The organism is Lentihominibacter sp. (genome assembly GCF_046951855.1).
In the GTDB taxonomy this organism is placed as follows: Bacteria; Bacillota; Clostridia; order Peptostreptococcales; family Anaerovoracaceae; genus Lentihominibacter; species Lentihominibacter hominis.
Window position 1 is genome coordinate 44,665 of record NZ_JBKTXS010000005.1, and the last position, 19,352, is coordinate 64,016.

Annotated in this window: 19 protein-coding genes, 1 pseudogene and 1 riboswitch; of the genes and pseudogenes, 19 read left to right on the forward strand and 1 reads right to left on the reverse strand. The window is 39.1% G+C overall.

All coding sequences use genetic code 11. The features are described 5' to 3' along the window. Nucleotides 1–222: 222 nt before the first annotated feature. The 17 genes from ACLR96_RS02405 to ACLR96_RS02485 all read left to right on the forward strand — a co-directional run bounded on the left by ACLR96_RS02405 (nt 223) and on the right by ACLR96_RS02485 (nt 16,306). Entirely contained in the window at nt 223–1,092 is an 870-nt protein-coding gene (locus tag ACLR96_RS02405; protein ID WP_177268861.1) for a nitroreductase family protein, read from the forward strand. 213 nt (nt 1,093–1,305) lie between these two features. Continuing rightward, a complete protein-coding gene (locus tag ACLR96_RS02410) occupies nt 1,306–1,944 on the forward strand; it encodes an ABC transporter permease subunit (protein WP_177268859.1) in 639 nt (212 codons plus the stop codon). Between the two features lie 20 nt (nt 1,945–1,964). Beyond that, the gene (locus ACLR96_RS02415; RefSeq protein WP_177268857.1) at nt 1,965–2,852 is read left to right on the forward strand and encodes a glycine betaine ABC transporter substrate-binding protein; all 888 of its coding nucleotides are present in this window, start codon (nt 1,965–1,967) and stop codon (nt 2,850–2,852) included. Continuing rightward, a complete protein-coding gene (locus ACLR96_RS02420) occupies nt 2,849–3,589 on the forward strand; it encodes an ATP-binding cassette domain-containing protein (RefSeq protein WP_177268855.1) in 741 nt (246 codons plus the stop codon). Before ACLR96_RS02415 ends, ACLR96_RS02420 begins: the two co-directional genes overlap by 4 nt. 18 nt (nt 3,590–3,607) lie before the next feature. Then, nucleotides 3,608–4,045: a PCC domain-containing protein gene (locus ACLR96_RS02425; RefSeq protein WP_177268853.1), complete on the forward strand. Its 438-nt coding sequence runs from the start codon at nt 3,608–3,610 to the stop codon at nt 4,043–4,045. 19 nt (nt 4,046–4,064) lie between these two features. After that, nucleotides 4,065–4,982 carry a Sir2 silent information regulator family NAD-dependent deacetylase gene (locus ACLR96_RS02430; RefSeq protein WP_177268851.1) on the forward strand — a complete coding sequence of 306 codons (918 nt, stop codon included), beginning with the start codon at nt 4,065–4,067 and terminating at the stop codon, nt 4,980–4,982. Nucleotides 4,983–5,012: 30 nt separating this feature from the next. After that, nucleotides 5,013–5,816, forward strand: coding sequence for a protein-ADP-ribose hydrolase (locus ACLR96_RS02435; RefSeq protein WP_177268849.1), 804 nt, complete (start codon nt 5,013–5,015; stop codon nt 5,814–5,816). Between the two features lie 110 nt (nt 5,817–5,926). Further along, nucleotides 5,927–6,199: a metal-sensing transcriptional repressor gene (locus ACLR96_RS02440; protein WP_177268847.1), complete on the forward strand. Its 273-nt coding sequence runs from the start codon at nt 5,927–5,929 to the stop codon at nt 6,197–6,199. Nucleotides 6,200–6,402: 203 nt separating this feature from the next. Continuing rightward, nucleotides 6,403–8,292: a heavy metal translocating P-type ATPase gene (locus ACLR96_RS02445; RefSeq protein ID WP_177268839.1), complete on the forward strand. Its 1,890-nt coding sequence runs from the start codon at nt 6,403–6,405 to the stop codon at nt 8,290–8,292. A 152-nt stretch (nt 8,293–8,444) separates the two neighbouring features. Continuing rightward, on the forward strand, nt 8,445–9,233 hold the full coding sequence (locus tag ACLR96_RS02450) for a hypothetical protein (RefSeq protein ID WP_177268837.1): 789 nt from the start codon (nt 8,445–8,447) through the stop codon (nt 9,231–9,233). After that, entirely contained in the window at nt 9,233–9,541 is a 309-nt protein-coding gene (locus ACLR96_RS02455; protein ID WP_177268835.1) for an MGMT family protein, read from the forward strand. Before ACLR96_RS02450 ends, ACLR96_RS02455 begins: the two co-directional genes overlap by 1 nt. A 133-nt stretch (nt 9,542–9,674) precedes the next feature. Further along, nucleotides 9,675–10,817, forward strand: coding sequence for an acyltransferase family protein (locus ACLR96_RS02460; RefSeq protein ID WP_177268833.1), 1,143 nt, complete (start codon nt 9,675–9,677; stop codon nt 10,815–10,817). A 184-nt stretch (nt 10,818–11,001) separates the two neighbouring features. Continuing rightward, nucleotides 11,002–11,125, forward strand: a riboswitch (molybdenum cofactor riboswitch). 198 nt (nt 11,126–11,323) lie between these two features. Beyond that, on the forward strand, nt 11,324–14,188 hold the full coding sequence (locus ACLR96_RS02465; RefSeq protein ID WP_177268831.1) for a molybdopterin-dependent oxidoreductase: 2,865 nt from the start codon (nt 11,324–11,326) through the stop codon (nt 14,186–14,188). A 105-nt stretch (nt 14,189–14,293) separates the two neighbouring features. Continuing rightward, complete coding sequence (locus ACLR96_RS02470; RefSeq protein WP_177268829.1) at nt 14,294–14,569, forward strand: DUF2321 domain-containing protein; 276 nt, start codon at nt 14,294–14,296, stop codon at nt 14,567–14,569. An 81-nt stretch (nt 14,570–14,650) separates the two neighbouring features. Next, nucleotides 14,651–14,983, forward strand: a complete 333-nt coding sequence (locus tag ACLR96_RS02475) for a hypothetical protein (RefSeq protein WP_412265103.1) — start codon at nt 14,651–14,653, stop codon at nt 14,981–14,983. Continuing rightward, nucleotides 14,980–15,792 (forward strand): prolipoprotein diacylglyceryl transferase family protein, encoded by an 813-nt coding sequence (locus ACLR96_RS02480; protein ID WP_177268827.1) that lies wholly within the window; start codon nt 14,980–14,982, stop codon nt 15,790–15,792. Before ACLR96_RS02475 ends, ACLR96_RS02480 begins: the two co-directional genes overlap by 4 nt. Then, complete coding sequence (locus ACLR96_RS02485) at nt 15,773–16,306, forward strand: N-acetyltransferase family protein (protein ID WP_412265104.1); 534 nt, start codon at nt 15,773–15,775, stop codon at nt 16,304–16,306. The genes ACLR96_RS02480 and ACLR96_RS02485 overlap by 20 nt, the downstream gene beginning before the upstream one ends. Here ACLR96_RS02485 and ACLR96_RS02490 read toward each other — a convergent pair. After that, the gene (locus ACLR96_RS02490; RefSeq protein WP_177268823.1) at nt 16,291–17,118 is read right to left on the reverse strand and encodes a hypothetical protein; all 828 of its coding nucleotides are present in this window, start codon (nt 17,116–17,118) and stop codon (nt 16,291–16,293) included. The genes ACLR96_RS02485 and ACLR96_RS02490 overlap by 16 nt on opposite strands. Nucleotides 17,119–17,280: 162 nt before the next feature. Here ACLR96_RS02490 and ACLR96_RS02495 point away from each other — a divergent pair, with 162 nt between their 5' ends. After that, nucleotides 17,281–18,360 carry a glycosyltransferase gene (locus tag ACLR96_RS02495; protein WP_177268821.1) on the forward strand — a complete coding sequence of 360 codons (1,080 nt, stop codon included), beginning with the start codon at nt 17,281–17,283 and terminating at the stop codon, nt 18,358–18,360. Between the two features lie 130 nt (nt 18,361–18,490). Next, a pseudogene (locus ACLR96_RS02500) lies at nt 18,491–19,352 on the forward strand (hypothetical protein); the annotation flags it as partial.

Here is a 19,352-nt window from a genome sequence, read left to right on the forward strand (position 1 = left end):
GAATTTCAAAATATTGTTTTTATTTTAACATAAGGCAAAGTTTGGAGCAATGATGACTGTATGGCAGATTGACGTATATATCATGCTGTTAAAAAACTTTATACTATAAAGTCTGAAATCATGAAAAAGTAACAAAAAGGTGCGTATTCTTATAAAAAAGTGCGTACTTGTTGCAAAGACAGGCTTTTTATAAAATAACTCCTGAAACAAGGGAGGGAAAAAATGAATATTGCAGAATTTAAGGTAGATGTAAAAAAGTGTATAGGTTGCGGAAAATGTGTAAAGGTTTGTCCCGGCGGGATACTTTATATGAATAAGAACAATAGACCTGAAATAGAATCAGTCGCTGAGTTTGGATGGAATGGCTGCTGGAAATGCCAGCATTGTTTAGCTGTATGTCCGACAGCGGCAATATCAGTGTTTGGGCTAAAACCCGAGGAGAGTATCATGATTCCTGATATAACTAAAGCGGGGCAGATTATGGACTCTTTAGTTGTAAACAGACATTCGTGCCGAAGATATAAGAATTGTAATGTAGATAAAAGTATAGTCAATCATATGATTGATTTGCTGGCAAATATACCTAATGGAGGCAATAAGCAACAAGTGGAATTTATTCTTATAGATGATAAAGATAAAATGGAATATTTTCGCAGGCTTGCATATAGAGAGATGGAGAAGCTTGCAGCAGATGGGATATATCCGAAAGGATTCGACAGACAATCTTATCAGCAGATGAAAAAGTGGGAAAAGACTGTAAGACCTGATATGTTGTTTTGCGGAGCTCCTCATTTGCTTATACCTCATGTACCTTTGGGAAACGGAACTCCGCAGCAGGATGCAGTGATTGCCGGAACATATTTTGAACTTTTATGTGTTTCGAAAGGGATAGGAGCAGTGATGATGACGTTTTCTCTTGATTATCTGGAGCTGATGCCTGATATCAGGGATATTCTGCAAATACCTCATGATCATTATGTGCCGATGATAATCGGATTTGGGTATCCACAGATAACTTATAAGAGAGGTGTTCAAAAAAAACTTGAGAAGAAAAGGACAAAAAGACCTTTTTCTGAAATATTTCTGAAATGATGTTTGACCATCAGTATTAGAAGTGTTTTGTATATACCCTCAGACAAGGAAGGATTCTTTGATTTAGGTGTTTGGCCGATATACAGAAAGAGTTTCACATTGGGAGATGTTTAAAGAAGATATTAAGGGATTTTTATATGAAGCAGGCGCATTGTTTACTTTGCGGATTTTGTTTTGAAAAGTGTCCGCAGCAGTATGTAGAAAGGAGAAATCATGATTGAAGAAACAGTAGTCTTATTAATGGAAAGATGGGATTTTTTTGCAGGACTTTTGACAGAACATTTACAAATATCTTTTATATCTATTTTTATATCTATAGCAGCGGGTCTGGGAATAGGCATATTGATCAGTGAATTTAAAAAAAGTTCAAAGATAGTTATGGGAATAGTCAATTTTATTTATACTATACCATCAATATCCCTTCTCGGATTTTTAATCCCTTTTTCAGGGATAGGAGATACGACTGCAGTTATAGCTCTCAGTGTGTACGCGCTTTTGCCTATGGTGCGCAATACTTATATAGGTATTGCGAATGTCAGTCCTCTGATAGTTGAAGCAGCTTCAGGGATGGGAGGCACTAAAGTTCAGGTTCTTTTTAAAGTAAAGTTACCTTTGGCGATGCCTGTGATAACAGCGGGGATACGTAATATGGCAGTAATGACTATTGCTCTTGCAGGAATAGCATCTTTTATAGGGGCCGGAGGTTTGGGCGTTGCTATATACAGAGGGATAACTACAAATAATAAAGCTATGACTGTTTTAGGGAGCTTTTTAATAGCTTTACTGGCTGTCTTGGCAGACCTTGTGATAGGAAAGATAGAGAAATATACTTATAAGCATAAAGCAATTTAAAGAGTAACAGGGAGGATAAAATGAAGAAGAGGACAGTTGTTTTGATAGTTGGGATTTTATTGGTTATTGTAGGTTTTACAGGATGCAGTAGTAAAACAGGTGTTATAAATATGGCTACTAAACCTATGACGGAACAGTATATTTTGGGAAGTATGATAAAAATACTGATTGAGCAGGATACAGACCTTACGGTAAATATAACGGAAGGAGTGGGAGGCGGTACATCTAATATACAGCCTGCTATGGAAAGAGGCGAATTTGATTTTTATCCTGAGTACACGGGTTCCGGCTGGAATGCTGTGTTGAAAGAGGAAAGCATATATGATGAAAGTATGTTCAGCGAACTTCAGAAAGGCTACGATAAACTGGGGATGACATGGTGTGGTATGACGGGTTTTAATAATACATATGGAATTGCGGTGACAAAGGAAGTTGTTGAAAAGTATAATATTAAGACTTATTCTGATCTGGCAGCTATATCAGGAGATTTGATATTCGGAGCAGAATATGATTTCTTTGAGCGTGAAGATGGATACAGGGCTCTGTATGAAACGTATGGAATGAAGTTCGCTGATACTATGGATTTAGATATAGGTCTTAAATATGATGCTCTCAGACAGAAGAAAATAGATGTTATGAATATCTTTACAACAGATGGTCAGCTTTCAGCCGCAGATGCTGTGGTTTTAGAAGATGACAGAGGTCTATACCCGTCATATGTATGCGGTTTTGTAGTAAGGAATGATTTGATCAGAGAATATCCGGAGCTTCAGAGTGTCTTTGATAAGATGGACAACCTTATAACTGATGACGAAATGGCAGGGCTTAACTATAAAGTAGAAATAGATGGACAGTCTCCGGAAGATGTGGCAAAAGATTTTTTGCAGGAAAAGGGGCTTTTAAAATGACAGATAGTAAAATAATAAGATATGAAAATATTTCTATGGTATATAGTGATAGTCAGGTGATAAGTGATATTAATTTTGAAGTGAAAAAAGGAGAGTTTGTTACTGTCATAGGATCATCCGGGTGTGGCAAGACTACTCTCCTGAAAATGGCAAACGGGCTGATTATTCCCACATCAGGAAATGTGATAGTGAATGGTAAGAATACAAGGCAGACTGATCTTACAAGTTTGAGACGCAGCATAGGTTATTGCGTTCAGGGAAGCGTACTGTTTCCTCATATGACGGTAGCGAAGAATATTGCCTATGTACCGAACCTTCTCAATAAACGAGATAGAAAGAAAATAGATGCGGCAGTCGATAAATGGATGAATATAGTAGGACTGGAATTTTCCATGAAAGAAAGATATCCTTATCAGCTTTCGGGAGGTCAGCAGCAAAGGGTAGGTATAGCCCGCTCTCTGGCAGCATCTCCTGAGATTCTTCTTATGGATGAACCTTTTGGGTCGGTAGATGAGATAACAAGAGGGATGCTGCAGGATGAGATAATACGTATACATGAGCAGACCGGTATAACAATTTTATTCGTTACTCATGATATTAATGAAGCAATGAGGCTGGGGACTAAAGTTCTTGTTATGGACAGAGGATGCGTAAAGCAATACGACAGTCCTGATGCGGTAAGAAAAAATCCGGCTGACGAATTTGTGGAAAAACTTTTATTCAGATCAGTAGAATGATAATTTTGGAGAATAGTTATGGATTATAAGAGGATAGAAAATACAATCTACCTTCGTGTAGATAAAGGCGAGTCGGTAACAAAATCTATATATGATATCTGCAGAAAAGAAAATATTTTAACAGGCTATTTTCAGGGAATCGGTGCATGTGATAAAGCTGAGATTTCTTCGTGGGAGCCGGAAAAAAATGATTTTAATGTGTCTTATATTGAAGGAATGCTGGAAATGGTTTCTCTTATGGGGAATATATCTGAAGGAGATTCAGGAGAACCGTTCCTTCATGGCCATGCAGTATTTTCGTCATTCAGTGAAAAAGGTAATATAATTGTGGTGGCAGGACATTTGCAGGATGCTAGGATAAATTATACAGGGGAAATTATAATCAAGACGGCAGATGAAAAAATCAGAAGAATGACTGATATTGATACAGGCATTGACATATGGTATTTATCATGATATGGAAGGAGCTAACAATATGTTTTTTAAAGTTTTTAATGAGAGTGAAAAGAATACCTCAGAAGTTATAAAGCATTTTAAGAAAATCATGGAAAGTACGCAAGCCGTTGTAATTGGGGCGGGAGCCGGTCTTTCTGCATCAGCAGGATTTGAATATGACGGAGAAACCTTCGGTAGATATTTCTTTGATTTTGAGAAAAAATACGGATTTCATGATATGTATTCGGGGGGATTTTATCCGTTTGAAACTTTTGAAGAGCAATGGGCATTTTGGAGCAGGAATATTTATATCAATAGATATCAGAGAATCCCTAAAAGTGTATATGACGATTTGTACAGTGCTGTTAAGAATAAAGATTATTTTGTAATAACAACTAATGTGGATCATTGCTTTCAAAAGGCAGGATTTGCTAAGAAGAGACTTTTTTATACTCAAGGAGATTATGGTCTTTGGCAGTGTTCAAAACCTTGTCATAATGAGACATATGATAATGAACACAAAGTAAGAGCCATGCTCAGGGCTCAGGGGTTTTCTTTTGATGCAAAAGGCATGTTGTATATAACTGAAAAACAGAGCCTGAAGATGAGGATTCCTTCACGTCTTATACCGAAATGTCCTATTTGCGGCCGTCCTATGTCTATGAATTTGAGATCAGACAGTACGTTTGTGGAAAATAACAGCTGGCACGAAGCTTACGAAAGGTATATGACATTTCTGAGAAATCACAGGAAAAGCAAAATATTGTTTTTAGAGCTTGGAGTGGGAATGAACACTCCCGGTATAATAAAATATCCATTCTGGCAGATGGCAGCAAAAAATCACAGAGCATCATATGCTTGTATTAACCAAGGTGAAGCAGTATGCCCGGAAAACATAGTACAGAGAGCCACATGTATAAATGATGATATAGGTAAGATCCTTAAAAAGATAGCATGATGGCTGTGGTTGTTGAGAGAGGAACACGATATGACACACGATGAAAAAAGATTATTTCTGATAAAAGCACTTTTAGCAGAATCAATGAAATATCCTGATATGGAAGTTTCTGATGAGGCATATTTTCAGGACAAGCTTTTAAGAGGACTGATGAATGTGCGCCTGCCAAAACCTGTAAGTACAGAATTTATTAAAATTCAGGATCAGTATTTATCTGAAAAGGTAAGATTAAAAGGAGTTGTTTCGGCTGAAAAAATTCTATCTGTGAGAGATGAGTTTGAGTCAATACTGCCTTCTGCAGATCGTATCAGTTTGTGGAAAGGAGATATCACAAGACTTGATGCTGATGCTATCGTGAATGCTGCCAATACTACCATGCTGGGATGTTTTATTCCATGTCACGGGTGTGTGGACAATATCATTCACAGCATAAGCGGAGTACAGCTGAGGCTTGCATGTAACGAAATGATGAAGGGACATAAAGAGCCGGTCGGAAGTGCGAGATTAACTTCTGCTTTTAATCTTCCAAGTAAATATGTACTGCATACAGTTGGACCTGTCGTATCGGGAGAACTTACGAAAAAACAATGCCATCAGCTTTCATCCTGCTATAGTTCCTGCCTTGAATTGGCTGCGAAAAATCAGCTGAAATCAGTAGCTTTTTGCTGTATTTCTACAGGTGAATTTTTATTTCCGCGTGCAAAAGCAGCTGAAATAGCCATAAAGACAGTTACTGATTTTTTAAAGAAAAGTACAGAAATAAAAAAAGTTATATTTAATGTTTTTAAAGAGGAAGATTATGATATTTACAGGGGAATTATCTGTAATGGGTAATATCAGATTTTAAATAAAATGCATTTTATTGACATTTATTGCTTGTTTATCATATAATAAATACATATACCTATATAGGTATAGTGATGGGAATAATATGGAGGAATGATATGAGACAGTGTATGGATGCAGACAATCTGCACAGAAGATTAAAAAAAATAATAGGCCAAGTGCAGGCTATAGATAGAATGGTGGACGAAGATGTTCCCTGTGAGGATGTACTTGCGCAGATAAATGCTGCGAAATCAGCTCTTCACAGAGCCGGGCAGGTAGTTCTTGAGGGACATATTAAACATTGTGTCCGTGATGGCATAGAACATGGTGACGCGGATCAGACTATTGAAAACTTTACTAAAGCTGTAGAGCGGTTTGCCAATATGTAATAGAGTTTAGTCAGCAGATAATTTAAGCTTTTAAGTATGCTTATAAGGGTAATCAACACACAGTGCTCTTAGTAAGCATATTTTTTTTGGGGGGAAAATTGTATGAGGATAATAAAACAAATTCATCTTGACAACTAATACCCCTATAGGTATAATTTGCTTATAATACTTATACCAGCATAGGTATAATGAGAGGAGTTATTATGAAGATTTTTATGAAAAAGGTGGAAACTTTTTTAAATGTTGGAGGAACTGTAAAAGAGATAATATTGCTTGCAATTTCCGGTATATCTCTTTTGTTAAGTATCTTTCATATTTTTGACCTTTCTTTTGATTTAGCGTGGATAGCTATAATCCTGTGCGGAATTCCTATAATTCTTGAAGCTGTCATAGGCCTTGTCACTGAATTTGATATAAAAGCAGATGTACTGGTTTCAATGGCGCTTATTGCAGCGGTGTTTATAGGAGAAGATTTTGCTGCAGGAGAAGTGGCATTTATTATGCAGCTGGGAGCGCTTTTGGAGGATATTACCGTTGAACGGGCAAGAGCCGGGATAGAAAAACTTGTTCATCTTACTCCTCAGACTGCAAGAGTTATAAAAAATGGTTCAGAAAAGATTATATCTGCGCAGCAGGTAGCTGTCGATGATATTCTCAGAGTATTGCCCGGAGAGACTATTCCTGTTGATGGGATTGTTCTATCAGGGAAGACGTCGGTGAATGAGGCTGTTATGACAGGAGAATCTTTACCAGTAGACAAATCGGAAGGTGATGAGGTTTCTTCGGGTACTGTAAATCAGTTTGGCCCTTTTGAGATGAAGGCTGTAAAAGTAGGAGAAGACAGTTCTATTCAGAGAATGATAAGACTTGTACAGTCAGCGGATGCGGGGAAAGCAGAGATCGTTGGCATAGCAGATCGATGGGCTACGTGGATAGTTGTTGTGGCTTTGGCAGCAGCAGGATTTACATGGCTTGTATCAGAAGAGCTTATCAGAGCAGTAACTATTCTCGTGGTTTTTTGCCCATGTGCTCTCGTACTGGCAACTCCTACTGCGATTATGGCAGCTATAGGGAACGCTACGAAACACGGATTTCTTGTACGTGAAGGAGATGCTTTGGAGCGATTGGCATCTGTTTCTGAAGTAACTTTTGACAAGACCGGAACTTTGACATATGGAACACCTGAAGTAACTGCAGTAAGAAGTTTTTTGAGTCAATATAGCTATGAGGATATATATGGTTTTTGTGCTTCAGCGGAAAAGCTGTCAGAACATCCTCTGGGCAAAGCTGTAGTTAGGTGCTATATTAACGAGATGGGAAAGGTTCCCGAACAGCCGGATGAATTCAGAATGATCCCCGGAAGAGGCGTTTCCTGTGTTATTAAAGGGAAAAAACTGTTGGCCGGAAATGAAGCTATGATGAAGGATAACAATATTCTGTTTTCAAAGGTACAGAAAGCTGCTGTGAATATGTTTTCAAATCGGGGATGTACGAGTATATATGTAGCTTCAGATGGAGAACCTGCAGGCTATTTGGCTTTGTCTGACACCGTAAGATCGGAAAGTCCTGATATGATAAAATCTCTGATTTCACTTAAAATCAGACCTGTACTTTTGACAGGAGATCATAAAAGTGCAGCAGTTTCTATAGCGGAACGTTTAAATATCAAAGAAGTATACGCAGAATGTTTTCCGGAAGATAAGCTTGGCATGATAGAGCAATATCAAGAACAAGGAAAAAAGATCTGCATGATAGGTGATGGTATAAATGATGCTCCAGCCCTGAAGAAAGCCGATGTGGGAATTGCAATGGGAGAAGTTGGAAGCGATATAGCAGTGGATGCGGCAGATATTGTACTTATAGATGATGAAATCAAAGAACTTCCACATCTTCTTGCTCTGTCAAAAAGAATGATGGCAACCATAAAGTGTAATATGAGCTTTTCTATGATATTGAATTTTATTGCTGTCATACTTGCTATTACAGGTATACTTACTCCTGTGATAGGAGCACTCGTACATAATGCCGGATCTATTATTGTCATTGTAAACTCAGCTATACTTTTGAACTGGAGGAGTAAAATTAAAGTTTAGGCATATTAACAGAGTTTAGTTTTTTTGCACCTTTAATTTTATCCATGGTAAGCACATAGGTTTTATGAATGTAATATAATTGATTTTACTTGGCAAACTGGATATAATATAGACGTGTTATATATTAAAAACAGGAGGCTTAAAGAAAAGCTATGGATTATGAAATTGCTATGGAAATGCAGAGAATATGTACGGGTGAAAAACGAGAATTGACAAGGGGACAAATCGCAGGTGAAATAATAGATCTTAAAAGCCTGACAAAGGGTCTGAAACCCGAAACTGTAAAAAAATGTGAAGAATATTATGAGAACATGATAGGCAGTGGAGAACGTAAGCTTTACGATGTGGATATGCTTATGGAGGAGACTGAATCGATAAAAGCTGATTTTGACAGCTTTATGAAGAATCATAAAGCTGATGATGCCTTCAAAAGATTATATGATGATATTGGAGACTTTTTTCAGATTCCTCCGTTCGAGGGGCTCGATAATATAGAGTATGGAGTTCATGAGGTGTGTGTATTTTCTATTCTTGAGTATTTTACATGGAAAACCCTTTCTAATCACGATCATGAAACATGCCGAGCAGAGTACAGAGAGAGTATAGCAGAAAGAACTTTTGAAGAAGTAGCAGATAAATGGATAGCGGTGTGTGACGATTTACAGAGGAGATATCAGAAGATAGATGGAGATGTGAAAGACCAGTACGGTCTCAAGCTCAAGTTGGCAGGATGCTGTGTTATTGCGGTAACGGCTATAAGGGATCAAGATTCATTTGTTCTTGATATGGCACAGACAGGAGCTTCAGAAAGAGCTAAGGATATTGTGGACGCCCGCGAAAATGAAACATATAAAGAAGGTGAGAGTATTCTAAATGATAATGTTGTAAAACTCTTTGATTTTGTTTATTCTCAGATCCGTGAAAATAGGAAGATATCGTAATGAAGATGCTTTTAGACAAAGATCTCCTTTATGAAATATTATCTGTAGTTGAGGAGATTCCGGAGGGCTGTGTTGCGACTTACGGACAGATTGCGAGACTTATAGGACGTGAAAAAAATGCTCGCCTTGTAGGAAGGGTTCTTTCAATGTCTGAGTTATATGGGGAATATCCGTGCCATAGGGTGGTTAATCATGCAGGTCGACTTGTTCCCGGATGGGAGGATCAAAGGGGGCTTTTGATGAAGGAAGGTGTTCCTATGAAGGATCTGAACCATGTAGATATAAAGAAATGTCTGTGGGAAGAATAAATATATTCTGTTAAATTAAGATATTATGAAAGTTTCTTGGAAATTATGTGAGATATGTTGACTACTATGTTATTTTGTGAATAATAACATAGTAGATTTTTTGTTGTGTAAAAAATGTTAATAGGAGGTATCTTTGCAGGTTATATCGTCAGAAGAGACAAAAACAAGAAATCATCTGATGGATAATATCAAAGGAATATTGATGATTTCCGTGATAACGGCTCATTATTTGAGAGTAGGAGGGAGCTTTCAGCTGTCGTCTTTTGACGGGACAGTATATATCACAGCGTTCTCTTTCATAATGCAGGGCTTTTTATTCTTTTCCGGATATTTTTCCAAAAATCTGCAGAAATGCAGAGACGGAGCTGTGAAAAATTTTCTTTTACCGTATATAATTATGATGCCATTGATGTTTATAAGCAGGTATATACTTTCAGGCAATGCGGAGCTTAATTTTTTTAAACCATCTTTTGCTTTGTGGTTTATGCTGGTAATGTTTGTGTATAGGTTTTTTCTTAAGTCGATTTATAAGATTCCATATATTGTACACATAAGTGTATTTTTAATGCTGATCTCTGGATGTATTCCGTTTTTAGGTGAAGAATTAGCATTAGGAAGGATATGTTCTTTTTTCTTTTTCTTTATTTTAGGGTATAAATGCGAAGAAAAACACATTGAGAAAATAAGAGATATACCGAAGGGTATCATGATCATTGTTCTGATATTTCTGGTTGCATTTTCTTTATTTATGGCATATGGTGAAGTCTGGGACACCGAGGTATGGCAGATGAAAGAATGCTATTTGGCATTTGGGATGAGTAATTTTGAGGGTATATTTGCCAGGTTGGTTTTAGCAGTGACAGCTTTGGGATGGATTATGGTATTGATTAATCTTGCGGGAAAAAAAGAAAGTTGGCTTTCCTGTATAGGGAGGAATACCATGACGGTGTATTTGCTGCATATCCCTATAAGGTATATAATAGAAAGCACAGGGGTAGCCGGTGAGGGAAATGTTTTGTATCATGGAATATTGGCGGCTGCTGTGGTTCTGTCTGTATATGTTTTGTCAAGACCTGTACTTTCCTTATACTATAATAAAATATTGTATTTTTGTTATGATATATTGATAATAGGGGCAGTTGGAAAATGTATGAATCTTATTCACAGAACATATAGGATTGCAGCAGAAACAAGAAAAAAGTATAATCTCGGGGAAAATACAGATAGAAGAGAAGGATCGACTCCAGTACGGTATGAAAGAAAAAGTGATTACTGATAAATATGGAGTATTTGTCGGATAACAGTAAAAGTGTTTTCAGAACAACATAAATTCAGAAGGATATCCGGCATTATTTTAATATTGCAAATATATTATACAAATACAGCAAGTGGATATTAAAAAGTCACTATATATAGTTGACTTTTTTCAGTATTTACTGATAAAATATTATCAACGTAATAAATGAATAAAGATCCGAGTCCTTATTTCCTTCGCTTTGGCAAAGCATGGAATCAGGAACGTTAGGGTCTGCGTGGAAACACGCATTCCTCCCGCATTTGGAAAGGATAAAGTGCCGGCTCTGTATAAAACCTGAACAAGTGCATATTCGATGCCCTGAAGCAATAGTTTTTAACAGAGCATAAGCTCGATGACATCTGTCTTTAGCATTTTAAAGGCCCTTTTCGCTGTGCGGAAAAGGGTTTTTATTATGCGAGAAGTATCGCTCAGGTATTTTGTTGTTGCGTAGTTAAAGTAATGTTGTGAAATCGGAGGCAATTATTATGAATTTAAAGAAAATGACCTTGAACATCAACGGCGCTGACCGTATGTTCATCTGTGATCCTGAAAAGGATACACTGGCATCCGTACTTCGTCGTCTGGGACTGACGGGAACAAAGGTAGGATGCGGCACAGGCGTGTGCGGCGCATGTTCTGTGATATTAGACGGAAAAGTTGTCCGCTCATGTACAAGAAAGATAAGCAGGATAGAAGAATACAGTTCTGTTATGACGATTGAAGGTATTGGTACCGCTCTTCACCCTCATCCGCTTCAGTATGCATGGGTAAATTTAGGTGCGGTTCAGTGTGGTTTCTGTGTTCCGGGATTTATTGTTTCAGCTTATCAGCTTCTGCAGGAAAATCCTGATCCTACGAGAGAAGAAGTTCGTGACTGGTTCCAGAAGCACAGGAATGTGTGCAGATGTACAGGTTACAAGCAGATAGTGGATGCTGTCATGGAAGCTGCTGCTATCATGCGCGGAGAGAAAACTTTTGAAGATATTACATATGATTGGTCAAAAGATATCGAAGAAGGTTTCTATGGAAAGCCTCTCGTAAGACCTAATGCTATGGCAAAAGCATGCGGAGTATGTGATTATGGTGATGATATAGAGCTTAAGATGCCGGCTGAAACTCTTCATGCGGTTCTGGTAATGCCAATGAAGACTAACCATGCCAAAATACTGAACATTGATTTCTCCGAAGCCGAAAAAATGCCTGGAGTTGTTAAAGTCATCACGGCGAAGGATCTGGAAGGCGCAAATAAACTTATGGCATATCAGTTCTCGCCGAGAACAGTTGAATTCGAGCAGACTCATAAACTTCTCCAGGACGAAAAGATCGTAAGATGGGGAGATCCTGTCGCAATGGTGGTTGCTGATACTAAAGATCATGCAAGAGAAGCTGCAGGAAAAGTAAAGGTAGAGCTGGAACAGCTTCCTGAATACATGAGTTATCTTGAAGCAGTTAAACCGGATGCGCAGAGGATTCACGCGTCATTTGACAATATATACAGTACTCAGCCTGTACTCAAAGGCGATTATGACAATGTAGCCAATATGATAGATAATGCTGAGTATACAGTTGAAGGAAGCTTCTATTCATCAAGAGAGCCTCATATGTCCATAGAAGGAGATACAGTTCAGGCATACTATGATGAAGATGGTAAGCTTTGTGTACATTGTAAGACAATGACTCTGTATTTTGACAGAGATGATATGGCAGAAGCTATCGGAATACCTGTGGAAGATCTTCGTGTAATAGAGAATCCTACAGGCGGTTCATTCGGATGGGCAATGAACGCAGCTTCATATGCGTTGGCAGGAGCAGCAACAAAGGTTACGGGTATGCCTGTGGCATTATCAATGACTTATGCTGAATTCATGGCATTCTCCGGTAAGCGTTCTCCTGCATTCTTTAATGCAAGACTTGCATGTGATGAAAACGGTAAGATTCTGGCAGGCGAATTTGATTCAGGACTTGACAATGGTGCATATCCTGAAATGGGTGATGATAAGCTTACTAAGATTCTGAGATTCATGTTCTTCCCTTACTATGTTCCTAATGTTGTCGGACTGGCAAGAAGTGCCGTTACTAATCACAACTTCGGCGTTCCTTACAGAGGATACGGTGCACCTCAGGCTTATACATGCGGCGAAGCTTTGATAGATATGATGGCTGAAAAGATGGGAATGGATCCATTTGAATTCAGATATAAGAATATAGCAAGACCGGGAGATACAAACCTCAACCAGAGAAACTTCCTACAGTATCCAATGGAAGAAATGATGGATACTCTCAAACCTATTTATGATGAAGCTGTAAAGAGAGCCAAGGAAGAAGACACACCTGAAATCAGAAAGGGTGTAGGTATCGCATGGGGCGGATACAACGTAGGTCTTGGCGGAGTTGATGAAGCTACTGTAGCTATCGAACTTGTAGGAGACGGCAAATTCAGAAAGTATGATACATGGCAGGATCAGGGACAGGGTGGAGACGCAGGTTCACTGGTATGTACGTTGGAAGCGCTCAGACCTTACTTCCCGGAAGTTACACCTGATGATGTAAAAGTAATACAGACAGACAGTAAATATTGCCCTAATACAGGTGAATCAGCAGGTTCAAGATCTCACTTTGCAAACGGTAAAGCATCTATCGTAGCGGCTAAAAACCTGGCAGATGCTATGCGTAAGGAAGATGGAACTTACAGAACTTATGATGAAATGATAGCGGAAGGCATTCCTACACGATATGACGGACACTGGGTAGCGGCAGATGAATGGGATTACTTCGATTTTCTGGATCCTAATGATGGAAGCGGCGAACCTACTTATGCTTATACTTATGCTCTGTATCTGGCAGAAGTTTCTGTGGAGACAGCTACAGGAAAGACTACAGTTGATAAGATGACTTGCGTTGACTGGGTAGGTAAAGTAGGTAACATTCAGTCTGTAAACGGTCAGGCGTTCGGCGGTATGTCTCATTCTATAGGATTTGCTCTTTCCGAAAACTATGAGGATGTCAGAAAAGATACTAATATGCTGAGAGCAGGAGTGCCTTATATCAAGGATATTCCTGATGATATGACGGCTATACATCTTGACGGATACGATGAAAGAGGACCTTTCGGTTCATCCGGGGCTTCAGAGGCATTCCAGTCATCAGATCATGTAGCTGTAATAAATGCTATTAATAATGCATGTGGAGTAAGAATTTATGATCTGCCGGCGTCTCCTGAGAAAGTAAAGGCAGGAATAGACGCTATCGCCAGAGGAGAAGAACCTTCTAAGCCTGGCAAGTATTTCCTCGGTTCCGATATGTATGAAGAGCTGGAAAAACTTAAGGCAAATCCATTAAGCTGGGATTAATATGCAGAATTGATTTTAAAAAGCAAAGTAATGACGATAGACCGCTGATATTCAGTGGTCTATCATTTTATCATATAGGAATGGCGAGGAAAGGAAAATCAATATATGACGAGTTTTTATGTCCATATATGTGAGAAAGGACATGTAAAGACGGATTTCAGAAGGGTAAAAGCGGGGCAAGTGTGCAGTGAATGCGGCTCTTCATTATTGGATTCTTGTCCGGCTTGCGGGCAGTTGATAAAAAAATGGTATTATTATGGATCAGTTCCCAGAGGGCCAAAAGCAGAAAGCGTTAAGAGGCCGGATTCTTGTACGAGGTGCGGCCGTTTATTTCCATGGTCTGTCAGAAAACCAAACGGTTTTCAGAACAAAGACAGATGAAATAAGACAGTATCTTTACTTTCAAAGTATTGTAAGGTATACTAAATAAAAAGTAATATCTTAACAGGAGGAGAAGTAAAAATGCAGCAACAGAATAATAATCAGAACATGTATGACAATCAGGGCCCCAACGGGGAGATTCCGGGAAAGAACCAGGCGGTGGCATCACTTGTATTAGGTATAATATCAGTTGTTCTCTGGTTTTTTGGCTATTCGGCTATAATTTCTGTAATATTGGGAGTTATAGGGCTGGTTCTTGCATCTAAATCCAAGGAAGCGGGATTTGACGGAGGATTAAGAACCGCAGGGTTTGTGTTATCCATAATAGGAACCATAGGCGGAGCCTTTTTCTTTATTGCATGCGTTGCATGTGTAGGCATGTTAGGAATCGCGGGTATAGGAGCCGGAATGTGATATCGGAAATAGTGATATTAGGCAGGGAAATCCCTGTATATGGTTTGATTGGAATATTGGGCGTATGCTTAGCACTGGCATATGCCTTATTTTCTTGCAAAAAATTTGCTCTTGATAGAGATGATACTGTATATATTTTTATTTTCGCAGCGATAGGAGCTGTTATAGGAGCGAAAATCTTGTACCTTATGGTTTCATCGGGAGAGATATATAAGGATATATCGTCGGGAGATATGCCGCTGACATTGATTTTTATAAAATATGCCAGTGGAGGGATGGTGTTTTACGGAGGGCTTTTAGGAGCGCTGGCAGCCGGCTGGTATACAGCGGGCAGATATAAAAAAAATATAATTGATTTTTTGCCGGTGCTGGTGCCTGGATTTGCGCTTGCTCATGGCATAGCCAGACTTGGATGTCTTATGGTTGGCTGCTGTTATGGCATAGAGATATCCTGTCCTTTGAGTATCATATATAATTCCTCACAGATTGCGCCTAATAATGTCAGTTTATTTCCTGTTCAGGGAATTGAGTTCGTCGGTGAAATGATTATTTTTTTTATTCTTGTATATATTTCGAGACGTATTCGTCACAGGATAACGGTTTTATATATTTATATATTGATGTATGCGCCTATGAGGTTTTGCCTGGAGTTTTTTAGAGGCGACGCAGCAAGAGGGAGTGTTCTGATGTTTTCTGTATCTCAATGGATAAGTTTAATATTGGTAGCGGCGGTTCTTGTGATGATTTATATTTCACAGAGAAAAGTTCCGGCAGAAAGGAATGTCACAGATGATAAGAAAAGCAGTTAAAGATGATGTAAGTTCTATAGTACGTATATATGATGCTATATTGGATAGAGAAGAAGAAGCTGAAGAAAAACTTATAGGATGGGTAAGGGGAATTTATCCTACAGAACAGACAGCCGAAGAAGCTTTGCGTAAAGGAACCTTATTTGTATATGAGGAAAACGGTGAAATAGTAGCGGCAGCTAAGATAGACCAGGAGCAGGTCTGTGAATATGCAGACTGTCATTGGGAATTTGATGCTCCTGATAATGAGATAATGGTGATGCATACTCTTGTAGTGGATCCTCAATGTTCAAAAAAGGGTTACGGAAAATCTTTTTTGGATTTTTATGAAGAATATGCCGTAAAGAACGGGTGCGGATATCTTCGTATTGACACTAATGAGAAGAATACAGTGGCGCGCAGCATGTATAAAAGGAACGGATACAATGAAGTTGGCATAGTACCTTGTTCTTTTAATGGTATTAAAGGAGTAAATCTCGTATGCCTTGAAAAGAGAATTCAGTATGACAGGTAGTCTTTGTCTTTATCTTTTCTATGAAGAATCAATTTGACTATGACCGAGTCTTTATCTTTATTTTTTACATAAAAGAATCCTAATATGGAAAAGACAAGCGCGCCTATGAAATTTACAAGAAGATCCTGCATGGTATCAATGAGGCCGATATCGAGATATCCGCCAAGTGCCAGATCTTTTCCGGAGACAGTAACGTCTTGAATATCCTTGATTATTATAGGAATGTTTTCTCCTGAGGAGTTTAAAGATACAGATGATATAGTATGTATAACAGTATCTTTTTGCATATCCAGGTTGAATATCTGATCCATTCCAAATTCAAAAAATTCCCAGATAACCCCTATTGTCATTGAAAAACAGAAAGCTACGATAGAAGTAAAAAGCGGTGAAAGCTGAAACAGCAATTTATCGCTTTTGTTTAATAATTGTACAAGAGAAAGTCCTATGGCAGCGGTAAGAAAGCCATTAAGAGTGTGAAGAACGGTATCCCAAAAAGGAAAAATACTATAAAAATTACATATTTCCCCTAAAATTTCAGCAGCGAATATGAAAAAAAGTATGGTGATTTCCAACACAGTGGGAACCTCTATACGAAGTGCTACTTGAAAGAAGCTTGGAATTATGAGAAGAATCAAAGTAAGTACACATAAAAAGGCACTTTCATAACTTCTGTTTAATATTTCAAAGATCATCATACATATGACTAAAAAGCGCAATATATTGTATATGATGAAGGAGCTTTTATGTTCTCTAAGTTCATGTTTCATTGCCTCATATAATCTGATGGGGAATTTTTCTTTCTTTTTTTTCATTGCTCTCCTCTGTAACGTCGATAGTATCAAATAAAATTCTACACTATTATAACAGGTGATAAAATATAAATCTACTTTTTAGATAATGGAAGTACCGATATGAAACTTGTAAGCCCATTTCGAATAGTATGTATCATACGTTAAAAACAAAGGAGGGCATATATGATTCGAATTAGTTTATGCATGATCGTAAAGGACGAAGAGGCTGTTCTGGAACGTATACTTGAGCAGATGAAAGATATCGCAGATGAGATCATAATTGTGGATACAGGTTCATCGGATTCTACCAAAGATATCGCACAAAAATATACTTCAAGAGTTTTTGATTATGAGTGGCACGATGATTTCGCAGCGGCGCGAAATTTTGCCTGCAGTAAAGCGTCTATGGACTATTGGATGTGGCTTGATGCCGATGACGTTGTTACTTCGGAAAACCAGAAAAAGATAAAAGAGCTTAAGGAGACTTTGGACCCAAGTATTGACGTGGTGATGATGAAATATCTTGCTGGATTTGGAGAAGATGGCGCTGCTAATTTTTCTTATTACAGAGAAAGGCTGATAAAAAACAAAAAAGGTTTTTTATGGGAGGGTAGAGTACATGAAGCAGTAACACCGAGGGGTAAGATAATTCATTCAGATATAGAAATAGAACACAGGAAGATGGTTTCGGCAGATGCAGACAGAAATCTCAGGATATATCAGTCTATAATAGCGGAAGGGCAGAGTCTGGAACCGCGACATCAGTTTTATTACGGCAGAGAACTTTATTATCATGGAAAATATGATGAAGCGTTATCGGTATTTGAGGAGTTTTTGAAATCATCTGAAGGATGGAGAGAAAATAAAATAGATGCGTGTATGCAAACAGCGTTGTGTTATGAAAAAATAGGTGATTCTGAGCATCGTCTCAACAGTTTGCTTAATAGTTTTAAATACGATACGCCAAGGGCTGAGGTTTGCTGCGAAATTGGAAGATTTTTTATGGAACAGAAGACTTTTGAGATTGCTGTTTATTGGTATGAACAGGCTCTTACAGTTCCTGATAAAAGTCAAGAAGGAGGATTTGAACAAAAAGAATATCATGACTATATTCCGCTTATTCAACTGTGTGTATGTTATGACCGTCTGGGAGATCATTATAAAGCATGGCAGTATCATTTGCGCACAACATCTTTAAAACCTAAAGCAGATGCAGTTTTAAAAAATCAAAAATATTTTGAGCGCCTGTTCTCAGAATCATGAAAAAAATGTAACCGGATCTGAAAAAAAGCATATGGTAGAGTATAGGCGTTAGAATAGACGCTGATGACGTATGAATAATAGTATATTCATATTTGTCAGGCATAAGAAATGCTAATAAGGAGGAAAGTGTATGCTTTTTAATAATCCAAATAATAATGATTGTTGCTGCAACAATTTTAATAATACTTGCTGTGACAGAGGACCGACAGGACCGACAGGTCCGAGAGGATGTCCCGGTCCGAGAGGTCCAAGAGGAGCCCAGGGGCCAATGGGCCCGGAAGGCCCTATAGGATTTCCGGGTCCAACCGGTCCAATGGGGCCGCAGGGCCCTGCCGGATTGAACGGTGATATAGGGCCAATAGGTCCAACAGGTCCGCAAGGCCCTGCCGGATTCCCGGGTCCACAGGGTCCAACCGGGGCAACTGGAGTAACCGGAGCGACAGGTCCGACGGGAGCCCAGGGGCTGGCAGGTTTAGCAGGTCCAACAGGTCCGACGGGTCCAACAGGCCCAACCGGAGCTACGGGCCCAACAGGTCCTGCAGGAGCCGGAATTGATACTGTAGCTGAGTTTGTGCAGGGAACACCTTATCCAAGAGGTGCTATGTTGTTTTATAACGGTGCTCTTTATCAGGCAGCTGTTGATGATCCAGTGGGAACACCGGGAACATCTCCTGATTTTGATCTGGTAACTGTTACAGCGACAGGAACAACAGGAGCAACGGGTCCAACAGGCCCAACCGGAGCTACAGGCCCTGCAGGAACAGATGGGGCAACAGGTCCGACGGGTCCAACAGGTCCAACCGGAGCAGAAGGTGCAGCCGGAGCGGCAGGAACAGATGGAGCAACAGGTCCGACGGGTCCAACAGGCCCAACCGGAGCAGAAGGTGCAGCCGGAGCGGCAGGAACAGATGGGGCAACAGGTCCGACAGGCCCAACAGGTCCAACAGGCCCAACCGGAGCAGAAGGTGCAGCCGGAGCGGCAGGAACAGATG

Coding starts and splice junctions, on each gene's coding strand:
- ACLR96_RS02470 (WP_177268829.1), top strand. CDS start 14,294: ATGACGAGTTTTTATGTCCATATATGTGAGAAAGGACATGTAAAGACG.
- ACLR96_RS02450 (WP_177268837.1), top strand. CDS start 8,445: ATGGATTATGAAATTGCTATGGAAATGCAGAGAATATGTACGGGTGAA.
- ACLR96_RS02425 (WP_177268853.1), top strand. CDS start 3,608: ATGGATTATAAGAGGATAGAAAATACAATCTACCTTCGTGTAGATAAA.
- ACLR96_RS02420 (WP_177268855.1), top strand. CDS start 2,849: ATGACAGATAGTAAAATAATAAGATATGAAAATATTTCTATGGTATAT.
- ACLR96_RS02440 (WP_177268847.1), top strand. CDS start 5,927: ATGAGACAGTGTATGGATGCAGACAATCTGCACAGAAGATTAAAAAAA.
- ACLR96_RS02490 (WP_177268823.1), bottom strand. CDS start 17,118: ATGAAAAAAAAGAAAGAAAAATTCCCCATCAGATTATATGAGGCAATG.
- ACLR96_RS02445 (WP_177268839.1), top strand. CDS start 6,403: ATGAAGATTTTTATGAAAAAGGTGGAAACTTTTTTAAATGTTGGAGGA.
- ACLR96_RS02415 (WP_177268857.1), top strand. CDS start 1,965: ATGAAGAAGAGGACAGTTGTTTTGATAGTTGGGATTTTATTGGTTATT.
- ACLR96_RS02430 (WP_177268851.1), top strand. CDS start 4,065: ATGTTTTTTAAAGTTTTTAATGAGAGTGAAAAGAATACCTCAGAAGTT.
- ACLR96_RS02465 (WP_177268831.1), top strand. CDS start 11,324: ATGAATTTAAAGAAAATGACCTTGAACATCAACGGCGCTGACCGTATG.
- ACLR96_RS02410 (WP_177268859.1), top strand. CDS start 1,306: ATGATTGAAGAAACAGTAGTCTTATTAATGGAAAGATGGGATTTTTTT.
- ACLR96_RS02455 (WP_177268835.1), top strand. CDS start 9,233: ATGAAGATGCTTTTAGACAAAGATCTCCTTTATGAAATATTATCTGTA.
- ACLR96_RS02405 (WP_177268861.1), top strand. CDS start 223: ATGAATATTGCAGAATTTAAGGTAGATGTAAAAAAGTGTATAGGTTGC.
- ACLR96_RS02485 (WP_412265104.1), top strand. CDS start 15,773: ATGATAAGAAAAGCAGTTAAAGATGATGTAAGTTCTATAGTACGTATA.
- ACLR96_RS02475 (WP_412265103.1), top strand. CDS start 14,651: ATGCAGCAACAGAATAATAATCAGAACATGTATGACAATCAGGGCCCC.
- ACLR96_RS02495 (WP_177268821.1), top strand. CDS start 17,281: ATGATTCGAATTAGTTTATGCATGATCGTAAAGGACGAAGAGGCTGTT.
- ACLR96_RS02435 (WP_177268849.1), top strand. CDS start 5,013: ATGACACACGATGAAAAAAGATTATTTCTGATAAAAGCACTTTTAGCA.